Annotated in this window: 14 protein-coding genes and 1 tRNA gene; 4 read left to right on the top strand and 11 right to left on the bottom strand. The window is 66.8% G+C overall.

Annotated elements, in window-relative coordinates:
- Positions 1-27 precede the first annotated feature (27 nt).
- From bluB to PQU96_RS02535, 6 genes are all read right to left on the bottom strand, one after another.
- On the bottom strand, positions 28-684 hold the full coding sequence (gene bluB, locus PQU96_RS02560) for a 5,6-dimethylbenzimidazole synthase (RefSeq protein ID WP_272770698.1): 657 nt from the start codon (positions 682-684) through the stop codon (positions 28-30).
- Positions 685-742: 58 nt separating this feature from the next.
- Positions 743-1,285, bottom strand: a complete 543-nt coding sequence (locus tag PQU96_RS02555) for a hypothetical protein (RefSeq protein ID WP_272770697.1) — start codon at positions 1,283-1,285, stop codon at positions 743-745.
- A 75-nt stretch (positions 1,286-1,360) separates the two neighbouring features.
- Positions 1,361-1,564, bottom strand: coding sequence for a SlyX family protein (locus PQU96_RS02550; protein WP_047967483.1), 204 nt, complete (start codon positions 1,562-1,564; stop codon positions 1,361-1,363).
- 87 nt (positions 1,565-1,651) lie between these two features.
- Positions 1,652-1,727, bottom strand: a tRNA-Thr gene (locus PQU96_RS02545).
- 64 nt (positions 1,728-1,791) lie between these two features.
- Positions 1,792-3,105 (bottom strand): Na+/H+ antiporter family protein, encoded by a 1,314-nt coding sequence (locus PQU96_RS02540; protein ID WP_272770696.1) that lies wholly within the window; start codon positions 3,103-3,105, stop codon positions 1,792-1,794.
- Positions 3,106-3,283: 178 nt separating this feature from the next.
- Positions 3,284-3,679: an acyl-CoA thioesterase gene (locus PQU96_RS02535; RefSeq protein ID WP_189354622.1), complete on the bottom strand. Its 396-nt coding sequence runs from the start codon at positions 3,677-3,679 to the stop codon at positions 3,284-3,286.
- A gap of 259 nt (positions 3,680-3,938) precedes the next feature.
- On the opposite strand from PQU96_RS02535, the gene PQU96_RS02530 reads away from it, so the two are divergent.
- Entirely contained in the window at positions 3,939-4,559 is a 621-nt protein-coding gene (locus PQU96_RS02530; protein ID WP_272770695.1) for a methyltransferase family protein, read from the top strand.
- Positions 4,560-4,667: 108 nt separating this feature from the next.
- Here PQU96_RS02530 and PQU96_RS02525 read toward each other — a convergent pair whose 3' ends face one another.
- The gene (locus tag PQU96_RS02525; protein WP_272770694.1) at positions 4,668-5,471 is read right to left on the bottom strand and encodes a class I SAM-dependent methyltransferase; all 804 of its coding nucleotides are present in this window, start codon (positions 5,469-5,471) and stop codon (positions 4,668-4,670) included.
- A 93-nt stretch (positions 5,472-5,564) separates the two neighbouring features.
- On the opposite strand from PQU96_RS02525, the gene PQU96_RS02520 reads away from it, so the two are divergent.
- Positions 5,565-7,799: a DNA internalization-related competence protein ComEC/Rec2 gene (locus PQU96_RS02520; RefSeq protein WP_272770693.1), complete on the top strand. Its 2,235-nt coding sequence runs from the start codon at positions 5,565-5,567 to the stop codon at positions 7,797-7,799.
- Here the strand turns inward: PQU96_RS02520 and PQU96_RS02515 are convergent.
- The 4 genes from PQU96_RS02515 to PQU96_RS02500 are packed head-to-tail and all read right to left on the bottom strand — an operon-like array spanning position 7,790 to position 12,553.
- The gene (locus PQU96_RS02515; protein WP_272770692.1) at positions 7,790-8,677 is read right to left on the bottom strand and encodes a response regulator; all 888 of its coding nucleotides are present in this window, start codon (positions 8,675-8,677) and stop codon (positions 7,790-7,792) included. The two genes, PQU96_RS02520 and PQU96_RS02515, sit on opposite strands and share 10 nt — an antisense overlap.
- Entirely contained in the window at positions 8,677-11,247 is a 2,571-nt protein-coding gene (locus PQU96_RS02510; RefSeq protein WP_272770691.1) for a sensor histidine kinase, read from the bottom strand. The genes PQU96_RS02515 and PQU96_RS02510 overlap by 1 nt, the downstream gene beginning before the upstream one ends.
- Positions 11,248-11,263: 16 nt before the next feature.
- Positions 11,264-12,031, bottom strand: a complete 768-nt coding sequence (locus PQU96_RS02505) for a ParA family protein (RefSeq protein ID WP_272770690.1) — start codon at positions 12,029-12,031, stop codon at positions 11,264-11,266.
- Between the two features lie 39 nt (positions 12,032-12,070).
- Positions 12,071-12,553 (bottom strand): surface-adhesin E family protein, encoded by a 483-nt coding sequence (locus PQU96_RS02500; protein WP_272770689.1) that lies wholly within the window; start codon positions 12,551-12,553, stop codon positions 12,071-12,073.
- A gap of 123 nt (positions 12,554-12,676) precedes the next feature.
- Here PQU96_RS02500 and recQ point away from each other — a divergent pair, with 123 nt between their 5' ends.
- Both recQ and argJ read left to right on the top strand, forming a co-directional pair.
- Positions 12,677-14,473 (top strand): DNA helicase RecQ, encoded by a 1,797-nt coding sequence (gene recQ / locus PQU96_RS02495; protein WP_272770688.1) that lies wholly within the window; start codon positions 12,677-12,679, stop codon positions 14,471-14,473.
- A 55-nt stretch (positions 14,474-14,528) separates the two neighbouring features.
- Positions 14,529-15,746 (top strand): bifunctional glutamate N-acetyltransferase/amino-acid acetyltransferase ArgJ, encoded by a 1,218-nt coding sequence (argJ, locus tag PQU96_RS02490; protein WP_272770687.1) that lies wholly within the window; start codon positions 14,529-14,531, stop codon positions 15,744-15,746.
- Positions 15,747-16,213 lie beyond the last annotated feature (467 nt).

Here is a 16,213-nt window from a genome sequence, read left to right as displayed (position 1 = left end):
GTGTTTTGCTTATCCGGTGTTGCCGCCTCAGCCGGCGGTCGGTGGCGCGTCGCCCCAGCCGTTCTCGCTGAGCAGCGCCGCCAGCGGCTGGCGCTGCGCCCAGTTTTCCTGTTCCAGCATCGGCTTGTCGTAGAAGGCGTCGACGTGGCCGATGCACAGTATCGCCACCGCACGGGCGCCTGGCGGAAACCGCAGCAGCGTGGCCAGCGCGTCCGGATCAAAGATCGACACCCAGCCGAGGCCAATGCCCTCGGCGCGCGCTGCCAACCACATGTTCTGTATCGCGCAGGCCACCGACGCCAGATCCATCTCCGGCAGCGTGCGGCGGCCGAACACGTGGCGCTCGCGGCCGTCCATCAGCGCCACCACCAGCACCTCGGCGCACTCGCACAGGCCTTCCACCTTCAGGCGCATGAATTCTTCCTGTCGCTGGCCGAGGGCGGCGGCGGTGCGCTGTCGTTCCTGTTCCACCAGCGCGTGCAATTGCTCACGCAGCGCGGCATCGCTGATGCGGATGAAGCGCCACGGCTGCATGTAGCCGACGCTGGGCGCGTGGTGCGCTGCCTGCAGCAGCCGTTGCAGCAGCACCGGGTCCAGCGGCCCGGGGCGGAAGTGGCGCATGTCGCGCCGTTCGCGGATCACGCGGTAGACGGTGGCAATCTCGGCGTCGTGGTAGCGGCTCATGCGGGGGCTCGTCGGCGGGGGAAAGGCGGGAGTAGGTTTCACGTGAAACGCGGGTGTTTCATTCTTCCCATGGCCACCAGTCTGGCGCCGGCTTCAGGTATTTCTCCGGATAGCCGGCGAACAGGTTGGCGGCGATGCGTTGCGGGTGGCTGACGCCGTGCTCGTCCAGCCATTCGTCCAGCGCCTCGGTCTGTTCGCTGTAGCCCATCAGCCGGTACAGCAGCGCCCAGTCCTCGGCCATGCACCAGTTGAGGCCGTCGGCCTGCCACACGGCGCTGGCGTCAAAAGGCCAGCGGAACTGGCCCTTGTCCAGCCGGATCGCCAGCCCGGCGATCAGGTCGATCTCCAGCCCGTCGGCGGTCTGCAGGCGGGCAAAGTGGCGGGTGGCGTACAGCGGATGCGGCGGCGGGGTGATGTCGCTGGCGAGTTGCAGCAGCAGTGCCTTGACGGCGGCGAAGTCCTCGGCCGTCGTGACCAGATCGAGATCGCGCGGCTCGTCGACGAGGCCCAGCTGTTGCAGCAGGGTGCTGCCGCCGATGGCCCAGCTCAGGCCGGCCAGCTGCGGCGCGAGGGCGGAGATGAAGGCGCGGGGTGTGCTCATGCGGTGTTTCCGGCAAGCGCGGCGCCGTTGCGGCCAACGTTGGCCGCAAGTGGCGCTACGCGGGTGAGTGACGGTTCAGTAGTGCGGCGGAATGTCGTCGCGCAGCGAGCCGACGGTTTCGTCCTGGCCGGCACCCTGTTGCAGCTGGTACAGGTGGCGCAGCTGTTCCTGCAGCAGGTCGATCTGCTGCTGCTGGCGGGTGACGGTGAGATTGAGCGCGTCGAGCAGGTCTTCCTGCAGCGCAACCTTGATTTCCAGTTCGGTGAGGCGTGATTCCATGATTGGTACCCGCTGAGAGTGGTGACGGTGCATTACTGATCATAGAACGGAAAACGGGGTTTCCATTTCTGGAAACCCCGTAAATCCTGGTGCCGGCGGCAGGAATCGAACTCGCGACCCCCTGATTACAAGTCAGGTGCTCTACCATCTGAGCTACACCGGCGAAGAGGTGTGCATTATTGTCAAAGATCCGGCGTTTGGCAAGCCCCCGTCGATATTTTTTTTGCTTACAGCACCAGTGCCGCCACCCAGCCGGCGGCCAGCAGCGGCAGGTTGTAGTGCAGGAAGGTGGGGATCACCGTGTCGCGCATGTGGTCGTGCTGGCCGTCGACGTTGAGGCCGGAGGTCGGGCCCAGCGTGGAGTCCGATGCCGGCGAACCGGCATCGCCCAGCGCGCCGGCGGTGCCGATGATGGACACGGTGGCCAGCGGCGAAAAGCCCAGATGCAGGCACAGCGGCACGTAGATCGCGGTCAGGATGGGCACGGTGGAGAACGAGGAGCCGATGCCCATGGTCACGATCAGCCCGACCAGCAGCATCACGAACGCGGCCATGCCGCGGTTGTCGCCGAACAGGCCGGCCGAGGCCTGCACCAGGTCGGCGATCTGGCCGGTGGCGGTCAGCACCTCGGCAAAGCCCTGAGCGGTGATCATCACGAAGCCGATCATCGCCATCAGCTTGATGCCCTCGCTGAAGGCGTCGTCGGCGTCGCGCCATTTCAGCGCGCCGGTGGCGAGGAACAGCAAAAAGCCGCTCAGCGCGCCCAGAATCATCGAGTCGCTGTACAGCTGGACGGCAAAGGCGCAGCCGATGGCCAACAACGCGGTCAGCACGCCCTTGCGGCTGACGTGGGCGCGCGTGCGTTCGGCGTTCTCGATCTTGCCCAGCGAGTACGAGCGCGGCTTGCGGTAGCTGACGAACACCGCCAGCAGCAGGCCGGCCACCATGCCGGCGGCCGGGATCGCCATCGCATGCATCACGTTGACGCCGCTGACATCCATGCCGGCCTTGGCGATATTGCCGAGCAGGATCTGGTTCAGGAAGATCTCGCCGAAACCGACCGGAAACAGCATGTAGGGCGTCACCAGGCCGAAGGTCATCACGCAGGCCACCAGCCGGCGATCCAGCTGCAGCCGCGCCATCACGTACAGCAGCGGCGGGATCAGCAGCGGGATGAAGGCGATGTGGATGGGCACCACGTTCTGGCTCATCACGCTGACCGCGGCCAGCATCAGGATCAGCAGCCATTTCAGCCGGGTTTTGCCGCTGCTGTTTTCCAGCCGCGCCACTGCGGCATCGGCCAGCACGTGCGGCAGGCCGGACTTGGCGATCGCCACCGCAAACGCGCCCAGCAGCGCGTAGGACAGCGCCACCGACGCGCCATTGGTGATGCCCTTGTTGAAGGCGGCCATGGTCTGCTGCAGGTCCAGCCCGCCGAGCAGGCCACCGGCCAGCGCGCCCAGCAACAGGCTGATGACGACGTGGGTGCGCAGCAGCGCCAGCACCAGCATCAGGGATACTGCGATCAAGATTGCATTCATTTGTATATACAAAGTACTGATTTGAAATGAAAAAAAGGGCGCAAGGGTAGCGCGTCCGGCGGCAGGTGTCGAGGTGACCGGTGTCGAGGCGGGAAGGGGTGGGCGCAGCGGGGAGCAGCCAGGGTTGGCCGCAAACGACAACGCCCCACAGTGCGGGGCGTTTTGCTTGGCGGCGGCTTCAGCCGGCCAGTTGCGCGGCGAAGGCCTCCGGGATCGCCGGACGGCCGCGCTCGTTGACGGCGGTGCCGATGATCAGCCCCTCCAGCACCACCTTCTGGTCGGACAGGCGGATCACCTGCTGGCGGAAGCCGAAGCGCACGCGCGACACCGCCTCGAACGCCACGGTGACCACGAACTGGTCGCCGCTGGTCAGCGACGCCTTGTAGTCCAGCTCCGAGCGCACCACCACCAGGTTCACCTTCTGGCGCGCCAGCTCGGCAAAGTCGATGCCCTTGTGCAGCAGGAACTCGTGGCGCGCGTGCTCCAGGTAGTTGAAGTACACGCCGTTATTGACGATGCCCTGCATATCGCACTCGTAATCACGCACCTTGAATTCAACGGCAAACTCGGACATCGCTATGGCTCCGGATAGGGGACGGTGGATGGCGCACACGCGCCGGGGCGGGCAGTGTAACGCATCGCTGCCGGTGTGACGCAAGCTTGGCCGCAAGGGCAAATAAATGCTGCTATGTTGGATAAGGCATCTGGCCGGCGGGAGGCATCGATTACAGAAACGGGCCGCATACCGTTCATTTGCCATGCAATGTTCCACATCGACCGGTCCTGTTCACGTGTGCCGTGAACGGTATGACTGCCTTGTGCGGGGAGGGGATATGAGCTTGATCGAGAGAATCATCGGATCCGAGCGCTTCAATGTCTACGGCGGGCTGCTGCTGGCGGTGTTGTGGGGGGGATTTTCCTACGCCCATTTCTCTAAATTCCAGGTGAATCATGATCCGACACTGTTGCTGGTGATTTTTTCCGAGACATTGACGGCGGTGATTTTTATCATCCGGGCCGTTCCCAAAACCGTTTCGCTACTGGCATTTGATTGGCTGGTGGCGCTGGGTGGCTCGTTTGTTCCGTTCTTGCTCCGCCCGACGGAATGGGGCGTATTGCCGGAGGCGGTGGTGCTGGTGTGGCTGGGCACCGTGCTGCAAATTATCAGCCTGCTGTCGCTGAACCGCAGTTTTGCCCTCGTGGCCGCCAAGCGCGACATCAAGACCCGTGGCATGTACCGCTATGTGCGGCATCCTATCTATGCCAGCTATGTGGTGCTTTTTGCCGGCTATGTGCTGAGCAACACCTCTGTGGCGAATGGGCTGATCTATGCGCTGCTGCTGGTGCTGCTGGCTTGCCGGATTGCCAGGGAGGAGCGCCACCTCGGGGCCGATCCCGTGTACCGGGAATACATGCTGGCGGTGCGCTATCGGCTGATACCTTATGTTTTCTGACGGGATCGCGGGATCCGGTCTCTTTCCTTCTCGCCATGACAAAGGGCAAGCCGTGCGGCTTGCCCTTTGTCCGTGTGGTGACGCGTGCGGCCAACGTTGGCCGCAGGCTCAGTCCGCGTCCGCGAAGTCCTGCGGGCGCAGCGCCTTGATGATGTAGAGGTCGAAGCGGGTGGACTTGCCGTCCAGCACCACCGACGGCTTCACGCCCGCTATCGGCACGCCGCGTTGCGGCCGTTTCACCACCACACGGCCGGTGGCGGCGGCGATGGCGGCCTCCAGCAGCTCGGCGCTGTCCAGATCGTCGCCGATCACGTGCTGGAACGCCTGCATGCCTTTCTTGGCGGCGGCGGATTTCTTGTCGGTGTCGGGGAACATCGGGTCAACGAACACCACGTCCGGGCGTTGTTCGCGTGGCAGCGCGGCCTGTTGTGCCAGCCAGGTGATGGCGTTGGCGTGCACCAGCGTCATGCGTGCGGCGATGTCGGCGGTGGACGGATCGCGCGCGGCGCGCTCCAGCGCGTCGGCCAGCAGTGCGGCGGCCACCGGCGAGCGCTCCAGCATGGTGACGTGGCAGCCCAGCGTGGCCAGCACGAAGCTGTCGCCGCCGAGGCCGGCGGTGGCGTCCACCACCCGCGGCAGGTCTTTGGCGCCTTTCAGCCCCACCGCCTTGGCCACCGGCTGGCCACGGCCGCCGCCCTGTTCGCGGCGGTGACGGGCGGCGCCCTCGACAAACTCCGCGTACACCGCGCCGTGCTTGCCGGCGGTGACCAGCTCCAGCCGCTCTGGCCCCAGTTCCAGCCAGTAGCCGTCCGTCGGCCGCTGCGCGACCAGCGGCAGGGCAAAGCGGCTGGCCAGTTGCCCGGCGGTGTCGCGGCGCGCGCTCTCGGCGCAGTACAGGGGAGTGGGGTGCATGCGGCTTCCTTCGTTGACGCGGCGACGATACGGGATCGCGGTGACGGCAGCAAGCGCTTTGCCTTTCTTGATGCAATGTGAATAAATGGCGGCATGTTACTGCTCGCCTGTTTCTGTGCTGGGGTGGTGCTGTGCGCGTTTTTGCCAGTACTGCCAAGCTGGCCCTTATTGCTGACCGTGCTGCTCTTGTCGTGGCCGCTGTGGTGGCGCACGCGCCGTCTGTGGCTGCTGGCGCTGGTCGCCGCCACGCTGGGGCTGGGCTACGCCGCGTGGCGGGCGGAGCTGCGCCTCGCGCAGCGGCTGGACGCGGTGCTGGCCGGCGAGGTGGTGCAGTTCAGCGGCGTGGTGCGCGGCCTGGCCAAGCCCGGCGAATTCGGCGTGCGGCTGCGCTTCGAGGTGGAGGCAGTGGATAGCCCGGGCCTCCGCCTGCCGCCGCTGCTGGAGCTGAGCGACTACCGGCAGCAGGCGTGGCCGGCCGGCAGCCGCTGGCGTCTGGCTGCGCGCCTGCGCCCGCCGCGCGGTGCGGCCAACGTTGCCGGTTTCGACGCCGAGGCGTGGTACTGGTCGGAAGGGGTGCTGGCCACCGGCAGCGTGCTCAAGGGGCGGCAGGCGCTGGGCGTGGCGACGGACTGGCCGGCGCGCATCGACCGCCTGCGCGAGCGGGTGGCGCAGCGGCTGCTGGCCGGCAGTAACGAGCCGCGGGCGGCGGCGCTGGTGGCGGCCCTGGCGGTGGGGGCGCAGCAGACGCTGACGCGCGACGACTGGCAGCGCCTGGCTGCCACCGGGCTGACCCATGTGGTCAGCGTGTCCGGGCTGCACATCACGATGATCGCCTTGCTGGTGGCGTGGCTGTTGCGGCGCGCGCTGCGCCATCTGCCGCCGCTGCGGCGGCCGTTGTGGTGGGTGCTGGGCGGCGCGGTGCTGGCGGCCGGCGCCTATGCCGTGCTGGCCGGCTTCTCGGTGCCGACGCAGCGCAGCCTGTGGATGCTGGTGGTGGCGGCCGTGGCGCTGGCCAGTCAGCGCGGCTTGTCGCCGTTGCAGATCTGGCTGGCGGCGCTGACGCTGGTGTTGCTGCTCGATCCGTTTGCGGTACTGGCGCCGGGCTTCTGGCTGTCGTTCGGGCTGGTGGCGGCGCTGGTCGTGATGGTGGCCGGCCGCCGCGCACCGGGCGGCAAGTGGCAGGCCGCGCTGCAGGCGCAAGGGCTGGTGACGCTGGCGTCGACGCTGCCGCTGGCGCTGTTCTTCGGCCAGCTGCCGCTGGTGTCGCCGCTGGCCAACGCTGTGGGCACGCCGCTGGTATCGCTACTGCTGACGCCACTGGCCCTGCTGGCGGCGCTGCTGCCGTGGCCGTGGCTTCTTGATGCGGCGGTCTGGACGGCGCAGCTGTTCTGGTACTGGGTGGACCTGCTGGCCGGCGCGCCGCTGTACCCGGTGCCATTGTTGCCGTGGCCGCTGCTGCTGGCGGCGCTGGCCGGCACCTTGCTGGCCCTGCTGCCGTGGTCGTGGAGCGGGCGCGCGCTGGGCGGCTGCCTGTTGCTGCCGCTCTTGCTGTACCGGGTGCCGCCGCCGGCCAGCGGCACGCTGGCGGTGGAGCTGCTCGATGTCGGCCAGGGGCTGGCGGTGCTGTTGCGCACGCGGCAGCACGCCTTGCTGTACGACACCGGCGCCGGAGAGGCGACGCGGGTGCTGCTGCCGGCACTGCGCGCGCTGGACGTGCGGCAGCTGGACACGCTGCTGCTGTCGCACCACGACGGCGATCACGACGGCGCCGCGGCCAGCCTGCGCGACGGCATCAAGGTTGGCCGCATCCTCGCCGGCCAGCCGCAGTTCTATCCCGGTGCGCAGCCGTGTCGCGGCGGGCAGAGCTGGGTGTGGGATGGCGTGCGTTTCGATGTGCTGTGGCCGCCGCCGGCGTGGCAGGGCGAGGACAACGCGCACAGTTGCGTACTGCGGGTCGCCACCGCCGGCCAGGCGCTGCTGCTGTCCGGCGATGCACCGCTGGCGGTGGAGCAGATGCTGGTGGCGCGTTACGGTGCCGCGCTGCGCAGCCAGTGGCTGGTGCTCGGTCATCACGGCAGCCGCACTTCCAGCGGCGACGACTGGCTGCGCCAGGTACAGCCGCGGATGGCGCTGGTCAGCGCCGGCTACCGCAACCGTTACCGCCATCCGCACCCGCAGGTGCTGGCGCGGCTGGACGCGGCCGGCATCACGCTGTGGCGCAGCGATCACGACGGCGCGCTGGCGTTGCGGCTGGGGCCGTGGCAGGGCGAACTGCTGGCACGGCGGGCGCAGGCGGCGCGCTACTGGCGGCCGCCGTCTCAACCGTGAACGATGGCCAGCACCTGGCTGCCGTTACCCTGGTAGTGCAGCTGGTCGAAGGACAGCTTGCGCGCGATCAGGATGCCGCGGCCGTGGCTGCTGATCAGCTGCGTCGGGTCATCGACCAGGTAGCGCTCCCAGTCGAAGCCCTTGCCCTGGTCGCGGATGGTGAAGTGCAGGTCGCGGCCGTGGCGCTGCATGTCGACGCGCACCTCGCGCGCGCCCAGCACCGGGTCGGCTAGCCGCTGCTGCAGCGTCTCCTGCCAGCGGTCCTCGCGTTGCAGCTGGGTCTTCTCCTGGTAGTCCAGCTCCAGGTTGCCGTGCTCGATGGCATTGACGATCAGCTCGAACAGGCCGGTGGCGGTCTTCTCCGGCCTATGGCTGGTGCGTGCCAGCAGCGCGGTGACGCTGCGCGCCTCGTGCAGCTGGCGAAAGCCGAAGCTGGCCTGTTCCAGGTGCTGCAGTGCGTCCAGCTGCTGGTTGGCCAGCTCGACGAAATACTGGTGGCGGTCCCAGTGCTCGGTGGCGGCGCCGACTACCGCCAGCAGCATGTCGCGCGAGAACGGCTTGGTCAGGTAGTAGAAGGCGCCGCCGGCCAGGCTTTCCTGCACGCTGGCGGCGGCGCCGACCGCGGTCTGCATGATCACAGGCAGGAAGGCTAGCCGGCCGCTGGCCTTGATGCGCTTGAGCAGGTCGACGCCACTGATGCCGGGCATCATCTTGTCGAGCAGGATGGCGGAAAACTGTTCGCCCTCGCGCTGCAGGATCTGCCATGCGTCCTCGCCGTTCAGCGCCTGCTGCGTGTCGTAGCCGGCGTCCTCCAGCAGGTCGGTCATCAGTTCCAGGTTGAACGGTTCGTCGTCGACCAGTAACAGGCGTTTTTTCATCAGGCTGATTCCTCGCTGGCGCCAACGCTGCCTCGCGGCAGGGTGACGCGGAAATGGGCGCCGCGGCCGGCAACCGGCAGGATCTCGATGCGGCCGCGGTGGGCGTGCACGATTTCGCGGCAGATCGCCAGCCCAAGGCCGGTGCCGCCGGCGCCGGTCTTGGTCAGCGAACTTTGTATGAAGGTATTGAAGATGCGCTCCTGCTCGTCGGCCGGCACGCCGGGCCCGAAGTCGCGCACGCTGAGGCAAAGGTTGGCCGCAGTGTCGCTGGCGAGGTCGATCTGCACCGGCGCGCCGGCAGGGCTGAACTTGATGGCGTTGCCGAGCAGGTTGCGCAGCACCTGGCCGATGCGGAAGGCGTCGACCTCGGCGTACAGCGGCGCGTTGCCGTGTACCACCAGCTGCAGGTAGACGTCGTGGCGCTGCGCCATGCCGCGCAGCTCGTCCACCGCCTCGCGTGCCACCTGGGCGACGTCGCACGGCGCCATGGTGTAGACCATCTTGCCGACTTCCATCTTCGACAGGTCGAGCAGGTCGTTGAGCAGGGTCAGCAGGCGGGTGCCGCTGCTGTGGATGCGTTCGAAGTAGTGGCGCAGCTTATCGGCGGGGGCACGCTCGACGCGGTTCTGTCCCATCTCGGCAAAGCCGAGAATGGCGTGCATCGGCGTGCGCAGCTCGTGCGACATGTTGGCGAGGAACTCGGTCTTGGCGCGGCTGTTTTCCTCGGCCAGCTCCTTGGCGTGGCGCAGGTTGTCTTCCGCCGCGCGCTGCGCCGAGATGTCCTGGTACAGCCAGATCGAACCCAGCGCCGGCTTGTCGGCGCTGACCGCCTTGCCGTACATGTACACCCACTGTGGCGCGCCGTCGCCGCGCAGCAGGCAGATCTCGCCCTGCGACACCTGGCCGCTGTGCAGCACCGGGTACACCTGGCGCCCGGTGCGGGCGAAGTGCTCGTCGCTGTCGTACAGGATGCGCGTGGACTGGCCGATGATCTCGTCCTCGCGGCGGCGGAACAGCTCCAGGAAGGCGTGGTTGACCTGCTTGAACTCCAGCTCGACGATGTAAGCCATCGCCATCGGGCTGGCGTCCAGCAGCGCCGACAGCTGCCGGCTCTGCGTTTCCACCTGTTCCGCCAGCGAGTCCTTCAGCTGGATCAGCGCCGCCTCGCTCGCCTTGCGCGCCGAGATGTCGCGGCACACCGCGATGTAGACAGCGTCCTGCTCGATCACCACGTGGGTCAGCGACACCTCCACCTGCAGCATCTGCGACGCGCTGCAGATCATCAGCGCCTCGAACGGGCGGCCGATGCGCGGTGCGACGTGGTGCTCGAAGCCCAGCGCCGGCTCCGTCGGGTGCAGTTCACTGAGCAGCGCGCCGGCCGGCAGCGCCAGCAGCACGTCGCGCGTCTGGCCCAGCATCGCCTCGGCGGCGCGGTTGAGGTCGCGGATCAGGCCGTCGCGGCCGATCACCAGGATGGCATCGCCGCTGCCCTCGACGATGGCGCGCAGGCGCAGGATGGTCTGCTTGTGGCCGTCTTCCAGTTGCCGCTGCCGCTGCAATTGCTGTTGCAGCTGCGCGTTCTGCGCGCCCTGCGCCTGCAGCCGCTGGCGCTGTACCTGCTGGCTGTGCTGGTTGTGACGCACGATCAGGCCAGACAGCGTGGCCATGATCGCCAGCGCCAGCAGCATTGCCGCATCCTGGCCGTAGTGGTGGCCGCCGTCGCCGTCGATGGTCGGGTACAGCTCGAAGATCAGCGGCTGGCCGCCGATGGTGCGGGTGGAGGACAGCGCCGGCTGTTGCGCCGGCGGCGGGTGGGCCAGCCCCAGGCTGTCGAGGATCACCGTCTGCGCGGGGTCCTTCAGCAGCACGCGCAGGCGGTAGGGCAGTGCCGGGCGGAACATGTCCGTCGCCATCGGCACCGTGCTGATCAGGCCGCCGGGGTTGATGCCCATCACCAGCAGCTGGTCGCCGGGGCGGCTGCGGGCGCTGAAGAAGGCGGACAGGCGGCTGGCGTTGCCGGCCCGGATCAGCGCGATCGCCGGGCGGCCGGTTTTGCTTACCCGTTGCAGTGCAGCGTCGACATTGGCCTGCGAGGCGAGGTCCAGCTGCGCGGGCAGCGCCTTGCTGTTTTCCGGGTATTGCTGCTCGACCGGGAAATACAGCGGGCGCTGGCCGGCGGCGCCCAGCCGGCCGTCGCGGTATTCGCGCAGGATCACCGTCTGTTCCCGTTCGTACAGCAGCCGCTGCGGCGGGGTGATGCGGCGTACGGTGGCGACGAAGTCGAACAGCGCGTTATCGGAGAGGATGAACGGCGCAAAGCGCTGGAAGGCGCTCTGGCCGTTGAGGCCGTGTTCGGACAGCAGCAGCTCGCTGGTGGCCTGGCCGGCCAGCAGCGCGTAGTTGAGCTGGTTGGCGGCGTTGTCGACCAGCAGTTCCGCCTCGCGCAGCTGCTGGTTGCGCTGCAGCTGCTGTTCGCTGTCCTGCTGCAGCCAGCTCGCGCCCAGCCACAGCAGCAGGCCGCTGGTGGTGCCCAGCAGCCACAGGATGCGCGGCGAACGGGTGGTCAGCACCGGGCGGCCCGTCCGGTTACTGGCGGTGCAGGGTCTGGTACAGCGCGGCGAATTCCTGCGACAGCTTGTGGCGCGCGTCGAGGTACACCATCGGCAGGCTGCGCTCGTGCGATTCGCGGATCTTCACCGACGCCGACAGCGGCGGGTCCAGCACCGGCAGGCCGGCGTCGCGCAATTCCTGCACCAAGCGTTGCGGCAGGCTGGCGCGCGGCTGGAACTGGTTGACAACGATCCCTTCCACGCTGAGGCCGCTGTTGTGGTCGGCACGGATCTCGCCGACGCTGTCGATCAGGCCCAGCAGCGCGTGGCGAGAGAAGCTGTCGCAGTCGAACGGGATCAGGCAGCGGTTGGCCGCAATCAGCGCCGAGCGGGTGTAGAAGTTCAGCGCCGGCGGGGTGTCGATCCAGATCTCGTCGAAGTCGCCGTCGAGCTGCTCCAGCGCGTCGCGCAGCTTGAACATCTTGTAGCGCGCTTCCAGCTTCACCATCAGCTCGGAAAGCTCCGGGTGCGAGGCCAGCAGGCTGAGGTTGGGGTGGGCGGTGGCGGTGACGAAGTCGGTCACCGGCTTTTCGAACATGCTGATGTTGAGCATCTGCTGGAACAGCCCGGCCACCGACACCTCGGGCGGCGTGGTGCTGCCGCTCAGGTAGTGGCTGCTGTTGCCCTGCGGGTCGAGATCGACCACCAGCACGCGGCGCCCGGCGGCCGCAGCGGCGGCGGCGAGGTTGACGGTGATGGTCGACTTGCCGACGCCGCCCTTCTGGTTGAATACGACACGACGCATGCTGGCTCCCTGGATCAGATCACGAATTGGTTAGGCCGCTCAGCGGCTGCGCTGGCAGACGAATTCCACCTGCTGGAAGGCGGCGGATTGCTTCACCACCGGCATCGGCTTGATCTCCGCCTCGCTGAAGCTGCGGCTGAGCAACTGGCGGCCGCCGTCGTCGAGCAGCGCCATGCTGCGCAGGCGGAAGGTCTTGGCGGTGCAGTTCACCTCCCACTGGTTCAGCGAATACTTGTGCTGCGGCGTGTTGAGGAAGTTTTCCTTGCGCGGATTGAAGATGGTCTTGCGGTCGCGGAACACCGTCAGCGCGCCTTCGCGGCGGATGCTCAGCACGTCGACCTCGTGCAGGATATTGCCGTTGGGCGACACGCCGATGATCTGCCACTCGGCATTGGGCACCGTAACCGGCGCCGGTAGCGGTTTGGCGGTGCCGGGCCGGGCCGGCGTGGTGCTGCCCGGGCGCGGCTGGGTGGCGCAGGCGGCCAGCAACAGGCTGGCGGCGGCAAGGAATATCAATCGCATGATGACGGGCTACTTTCTGAGGACAGGGGAAAGTCTCGCACACTCTGCGCCAAAGCCAAAGTGGCGAGTCGCGGGCGGCGCGCCGCTTTGGCGTACAATGGACGCCCCCAATGGAAATCACCGATGCAGCACGCGCTCTCGATCCTTCAGAATACTTTCGGTTACCCGGCGTTCCGCGGCATGCAGGGCGACATCATCGCGCATGTCGCCGACGGTGGCCACGCGCTGGTGCTGATGCCCACCGGCGGCGGCAAGAGCCTGTGCTACCAGATCCCGGCGCTGCTGCGCGACGGCGTGGCGCTGGTGGTGTCGCCGCTGATCGCGCTGATGCAGGACCAGGTGGCGGCGCTCAAGGAAGCCGGCGTTGCCGCGGCCTGCCTCAATTCCGCCACCGCGCCGGACGACGCCCGCGAGATCGCGCGCATGGCGCGCAGCGGCGAGCTGGACCTGCTGTATGTGGCGCCGGAGCGCCTGCTCAGTCCGCGTTTTCTGGATTTTTTGGCCAGCCTGCCGCGGATCGCGCTGTTCGCCATCGACGAGGCGCACTGCGTCAGCCAGTGGGGGCACGACTTCCGCCCCGAATACCAGCAGCTGGGCGTGCTGTTCCAACGTTGGCCGCAGGTGCCGCGCATCGCGCTGACCGCCACCGCCGACGCCGAGACCCGCGCCGACATGCTGCACTTCCTGCAATTGCAGGACGCGCGCCAGTTCGTCACCAGTTTCGACCGCCCGAACCTGTTCTACCAGGTGGTGGAGAAGGACAGCGCCAAGAAGCAGCTGCTGGCTTTCATCGAGCACGACTACCCCGGCGCCTCCGGCATCGTCTACTGCCTGTCGCGCAAGCGGGTGGACGACACCGCACAGTGGCTGTGCGAGAACGGCATCCGCGCGCTGCCCTACCACGCAGGCATGAGCCACGCCGAGCGCGACGCCAACCAGCGCGCCTTCCTGCGCGAGGACGGCATCGTGATGGTGGCGACCATCGCCTTCGGCATGGGCATCGACAAGCCGGACGTGCGCTTCGTCGCCCACATCGACCTGCCGAAAAGCCCGGAGAACTTCTACCAGGAATCCGGCCGCGCCGGCCGCGATGGCCTGCCGGCTACCAGCTGGCTGTGCTACGGCCTCAACGACATGGTGCAGCTGACGCAGATGATCGAGTCCGGCGACAGCGCGGAGCAGCAGAAGCAGGTGGAGCTGACCAAGCTCGACGCGATGCTCGGCTACTGCGAAACCGCCAGCTGCCGCCGCCAGCAGATCCTCGCCTACTTCGGCGAGGCGTCGCAGCCCTGCGGCCAGTGCGACAACTGCCAGCGCCCGCCGGCTACCTTCGACGCCACCGTGCCGGTGCAGAAACTGCTGTCCTGCATCTATAGAGTGGAACAGCGCTTCGCGGCCAGTCATGTCATCGACGTGCTGCTCGGGCGCGCCAACCAGAGCGTCACCCACTTCGGCCACGACAAGCTGTCCACCTTCGGCATCGGCCGCGAGCTGAACCAGAAGGGCTGGCGTTCCATCATCCGCCAGCTGGTGGCGCGCAAGCTGCTGGTGGTCGATATCGCGCGCGGCCAGTCGCTGTTGCTCACCGACGCCTGCCGGCCCTTGCTGAAAGGGCAGGAAAGCATCGCGCTGCGACCGCTGGCCGACGACAAGAAGCGGCAGAGCGTGCATGCCGAGCGCTGGTTGCGCACCGAGCGCGAGGAACGCTTGTGGCAGGCGCTGCGCCGCTGGCGCAAGGCCACCGCCGACGAGCACAACGTGCCGGCCTACGCGGTGTTCTCCGACAAGAGCCTGCAGGAGCTGGTGCTGCAGCGGCCGCAAACGTTGGCCGCATTGAAGAAAATTTACGGGCTGGGCGAACTGAAGGTCGCCCGTTACGGCAGTGCGCTGCTGGCGCTGGTGCGTGACGGCGAGGCGTGATCCGGGATCACGGATTCAGTTACAATGACGCGACACCAAATTACGGAGAAACGTCATGCCAGTGAATCTCAAGCCCATCGATAACGCGCAGCTCGCGCCCATCGCCGGTGTGGACCTGTCCTACGCCTGTGCCGGTATCAAGAAGCCGGGCCGCAAGGACGTACTGGTCATCCGCATCGACAAGGGCAATACCGTCGCTGGCGTGTTCACGCAAAACCGCTTCTGTGCCGCCCCGGTACAGATCTGTAAACAGAATCTCGATGCCGGCGTGCAGATCCGCGCGCTGGTGATCAATACCGGTAATGCCAACGCCGGTACCGGCGAATCCGGCCGCCAGAACGCGCGCGCGGTGTGCGAGGCGCTGGCCAAGGAACTGGACTGCCTGCCGGAACAGATCCTGCCGTTCTCCACTGGTGTGATCCTGGAGCCGCTGCCGGTCGACAAGATCGTCGCCGCACTGCCGACACGGCAGGCCGCCAGCTGGGCCGACGCCGCCGAGGCGATCATGACCACCGACATCGCGCCGAAGGCCACCAGCCGCACCCTCGACATCGACGGCCAGCAGGTGAACATCACCGGCATCGCCAAGGGCGCCGGCATGATCCACCCGAACATGGCCACCATGCTCGGCTTCATCGCTACCGACGCCGCCATCACCCGCCCGGTGCTGAACCAACTGGTGAAAGATGTTGCCGACCTCAGCTTCAACAGCATCACCATCGACGGCGACACCTCCACCAACGACAGCTTCATGCTGATCTCCACCGGCCAGAGCGGCGCGCCACGCATCGACTCCGTCACCCACCCGGCCTACGAGCAGCTGAAAGCGGCCTTGCTGGACGTCTCCATCGAGCTGGCGCAGGCCATCGTGCGCGACGGCGAAGGCGCCACCAAGTTCATCACCATCCAGGTCGAAGGCGGCCGCAGCGTCGCCGAGTGCAAGGCCGTCGGCTACGCCATCGGCCGTTCGCCGCTGGTGAAGACCGCTTTCTTCGCCTCCGACCCCAACCTCGGCCGTCTGCTCGCCGCCATTGGCTACGCCGGCATCGCCGATCTGGATGTCGACCGCCTCGAGCTGTACCTGGACGACGTGCTGGTCGCCAAGGACGGCGGCCGCAACCCGGACTACAAAGAGGAAGACGGCCAGTGCGTGATGAAGCAGGACGAGATCACCGTCCGCGTGGTACTGGGCCGGGGTCTTGCCAACGCCACGGTGTGGAGCTGTGACTTCTCCTACGAGTACGTGAAGATCAACGCCGACTACCGCAGTTAAGTGTTTCGAACGTTGGCCGCAGGCTTGCGGCCAACGTTGAGCGTGTCAGCGGCCGCCGTCAGGCGGCCGTTAACGTTTCAAAAGCGGGTAAATACAAAAATCCGGCGTAAAAAGGCGGGATTTGAATATTTGGCTGGCGGTGCGGGTAACGGTTTGGTGGCGGACAGGGCGGTTTTGCCGTTTTCTGCAAAATAGTCTTTTCGGGTAATTGTTTGTAAATCAGCCTGTTATCTGGTGTTTTTGTCAAAACCCCTATTTTTCTGCAAAAAAACCGGTTGACGCCGGTTTGGGGGTTCGCTATAGTTCGTCTCCTCAGCTGACGCCGCAAACGAAACGCGACGCAGCACTGCTCTTTAACAAAACGAATAACCGATAGGTGTAAGTGTCTGGCCAAGCCAAATACTTGCACTGTCAAGATTCAAGAAACGATGTTTCTTTGAACTTGCGTGCCAAAAAATTGCTATGAG

This window comes from Vogesella margarita (assembly GCF_028548475.1).
Taxonomy (GTDB): domain Bacteria; phylum Pseudomonadota; class Gammaproteobacteria; order Burkholderiales; family Chromobacteriaceae; genus Vogesella; species Vogesella margarita.
Note: the sequence above shows the minus strand (reverse complement) of the source record. Positions and strands in the feature narration are given on the sequence as shown.

Bases quoted from the DNA above. Each gene is read 5' to 3' on its own strand.
- recQ (WP_272770688.1), top strand. From the start codon at position 12,677: ATGCAGCACGCGCTCTCGATCCTTCAGAATACTTTCGGTTACCCGGCG.
- PQU96_RS02515 (WP_272770692.1), bottom strand. From the start codon at position 8,677: ATGAAAAAACGCCTGTTACTGGTCGACGACGAACCGTTCAACCTGGAA.
- PQU96_RS02505 (WP_272770690.1), bottom strand. From the start codon at position 12,031: ATGCGTCGTGTCGTATTCAACCAGAAGGGCGGCGTCGGCAAGTCGACC.
- PQU96_RS02525 (WP_272770694.1), bottom strand. From the start codon at position 5,471: ATGCACCCCACTCCCCTGTACTGCGCCGAGAGCGCGCGCCGCGACACC.
- PQU96_RS02500 (WP_272770689.1), bottom strand. From the start codon at position 12,553: ATGCGATTGATATTCCTTGCCGCCGCCAGCCTGTTGCTGGCCGCCTGC.
- PQU96_RS02520 (WP_272770693.1), top strand. From the start codon at position 5,565: ATGTTACTGCTCGCCTGTTTCTGTGCTGGGGTGGTGCTGTGCGCGTTT.
- PQU96_RS02535 (WP_189354622.1), bottom strand. From the start codon at position 3,679: ATGTCCGAGTTTGCCGTTGAATTCAAGGTGCGTGATTACGAGTGCGAT.
- argJ (WP_272770687.1), top strand. From the start codon at position 14,529: ATGCCAGTGAATCTCAAGCCCATCGATAACGCGCAGCTCGCGCCCATC.
- PQU96_RS02530 (WP_272770695.1), top strand. From the start codon at position 3,939: ATGAGCTTGATCGAGAGAATCATCGGATCCGAGCGCTTCAATGTCTAC.
- bluB (WP_272770698.1), bottom strand. From the start codon at position 684: ATGAGCCGCTACCACGACGCCGAGATTGCCACCGTCTACCGCGTGATC.
- PQU96_RS02540 (WP_272770696.1), bottom strand. From the start codon at position 3,105: ATGAATGCAATCTTGATCGCAGTATCCCTGATGCTGGTGCTGGCGCTG.
- PQU96_RS02550 (WP_047967483.1), bottom strand. From the start codon at position 1,564: ATGGAATCACGCCTCACCGAACTGGAAATCAAGGTTGCGCTGCAGGAA.
- PQU96_RS02555 (WP_272770697.1), bottom strand. From the start codon at position 1,285: ATGAGCACACCCCGCGCCTTCATCTCCGCCCTCGCGCCGCAGCTGGCC.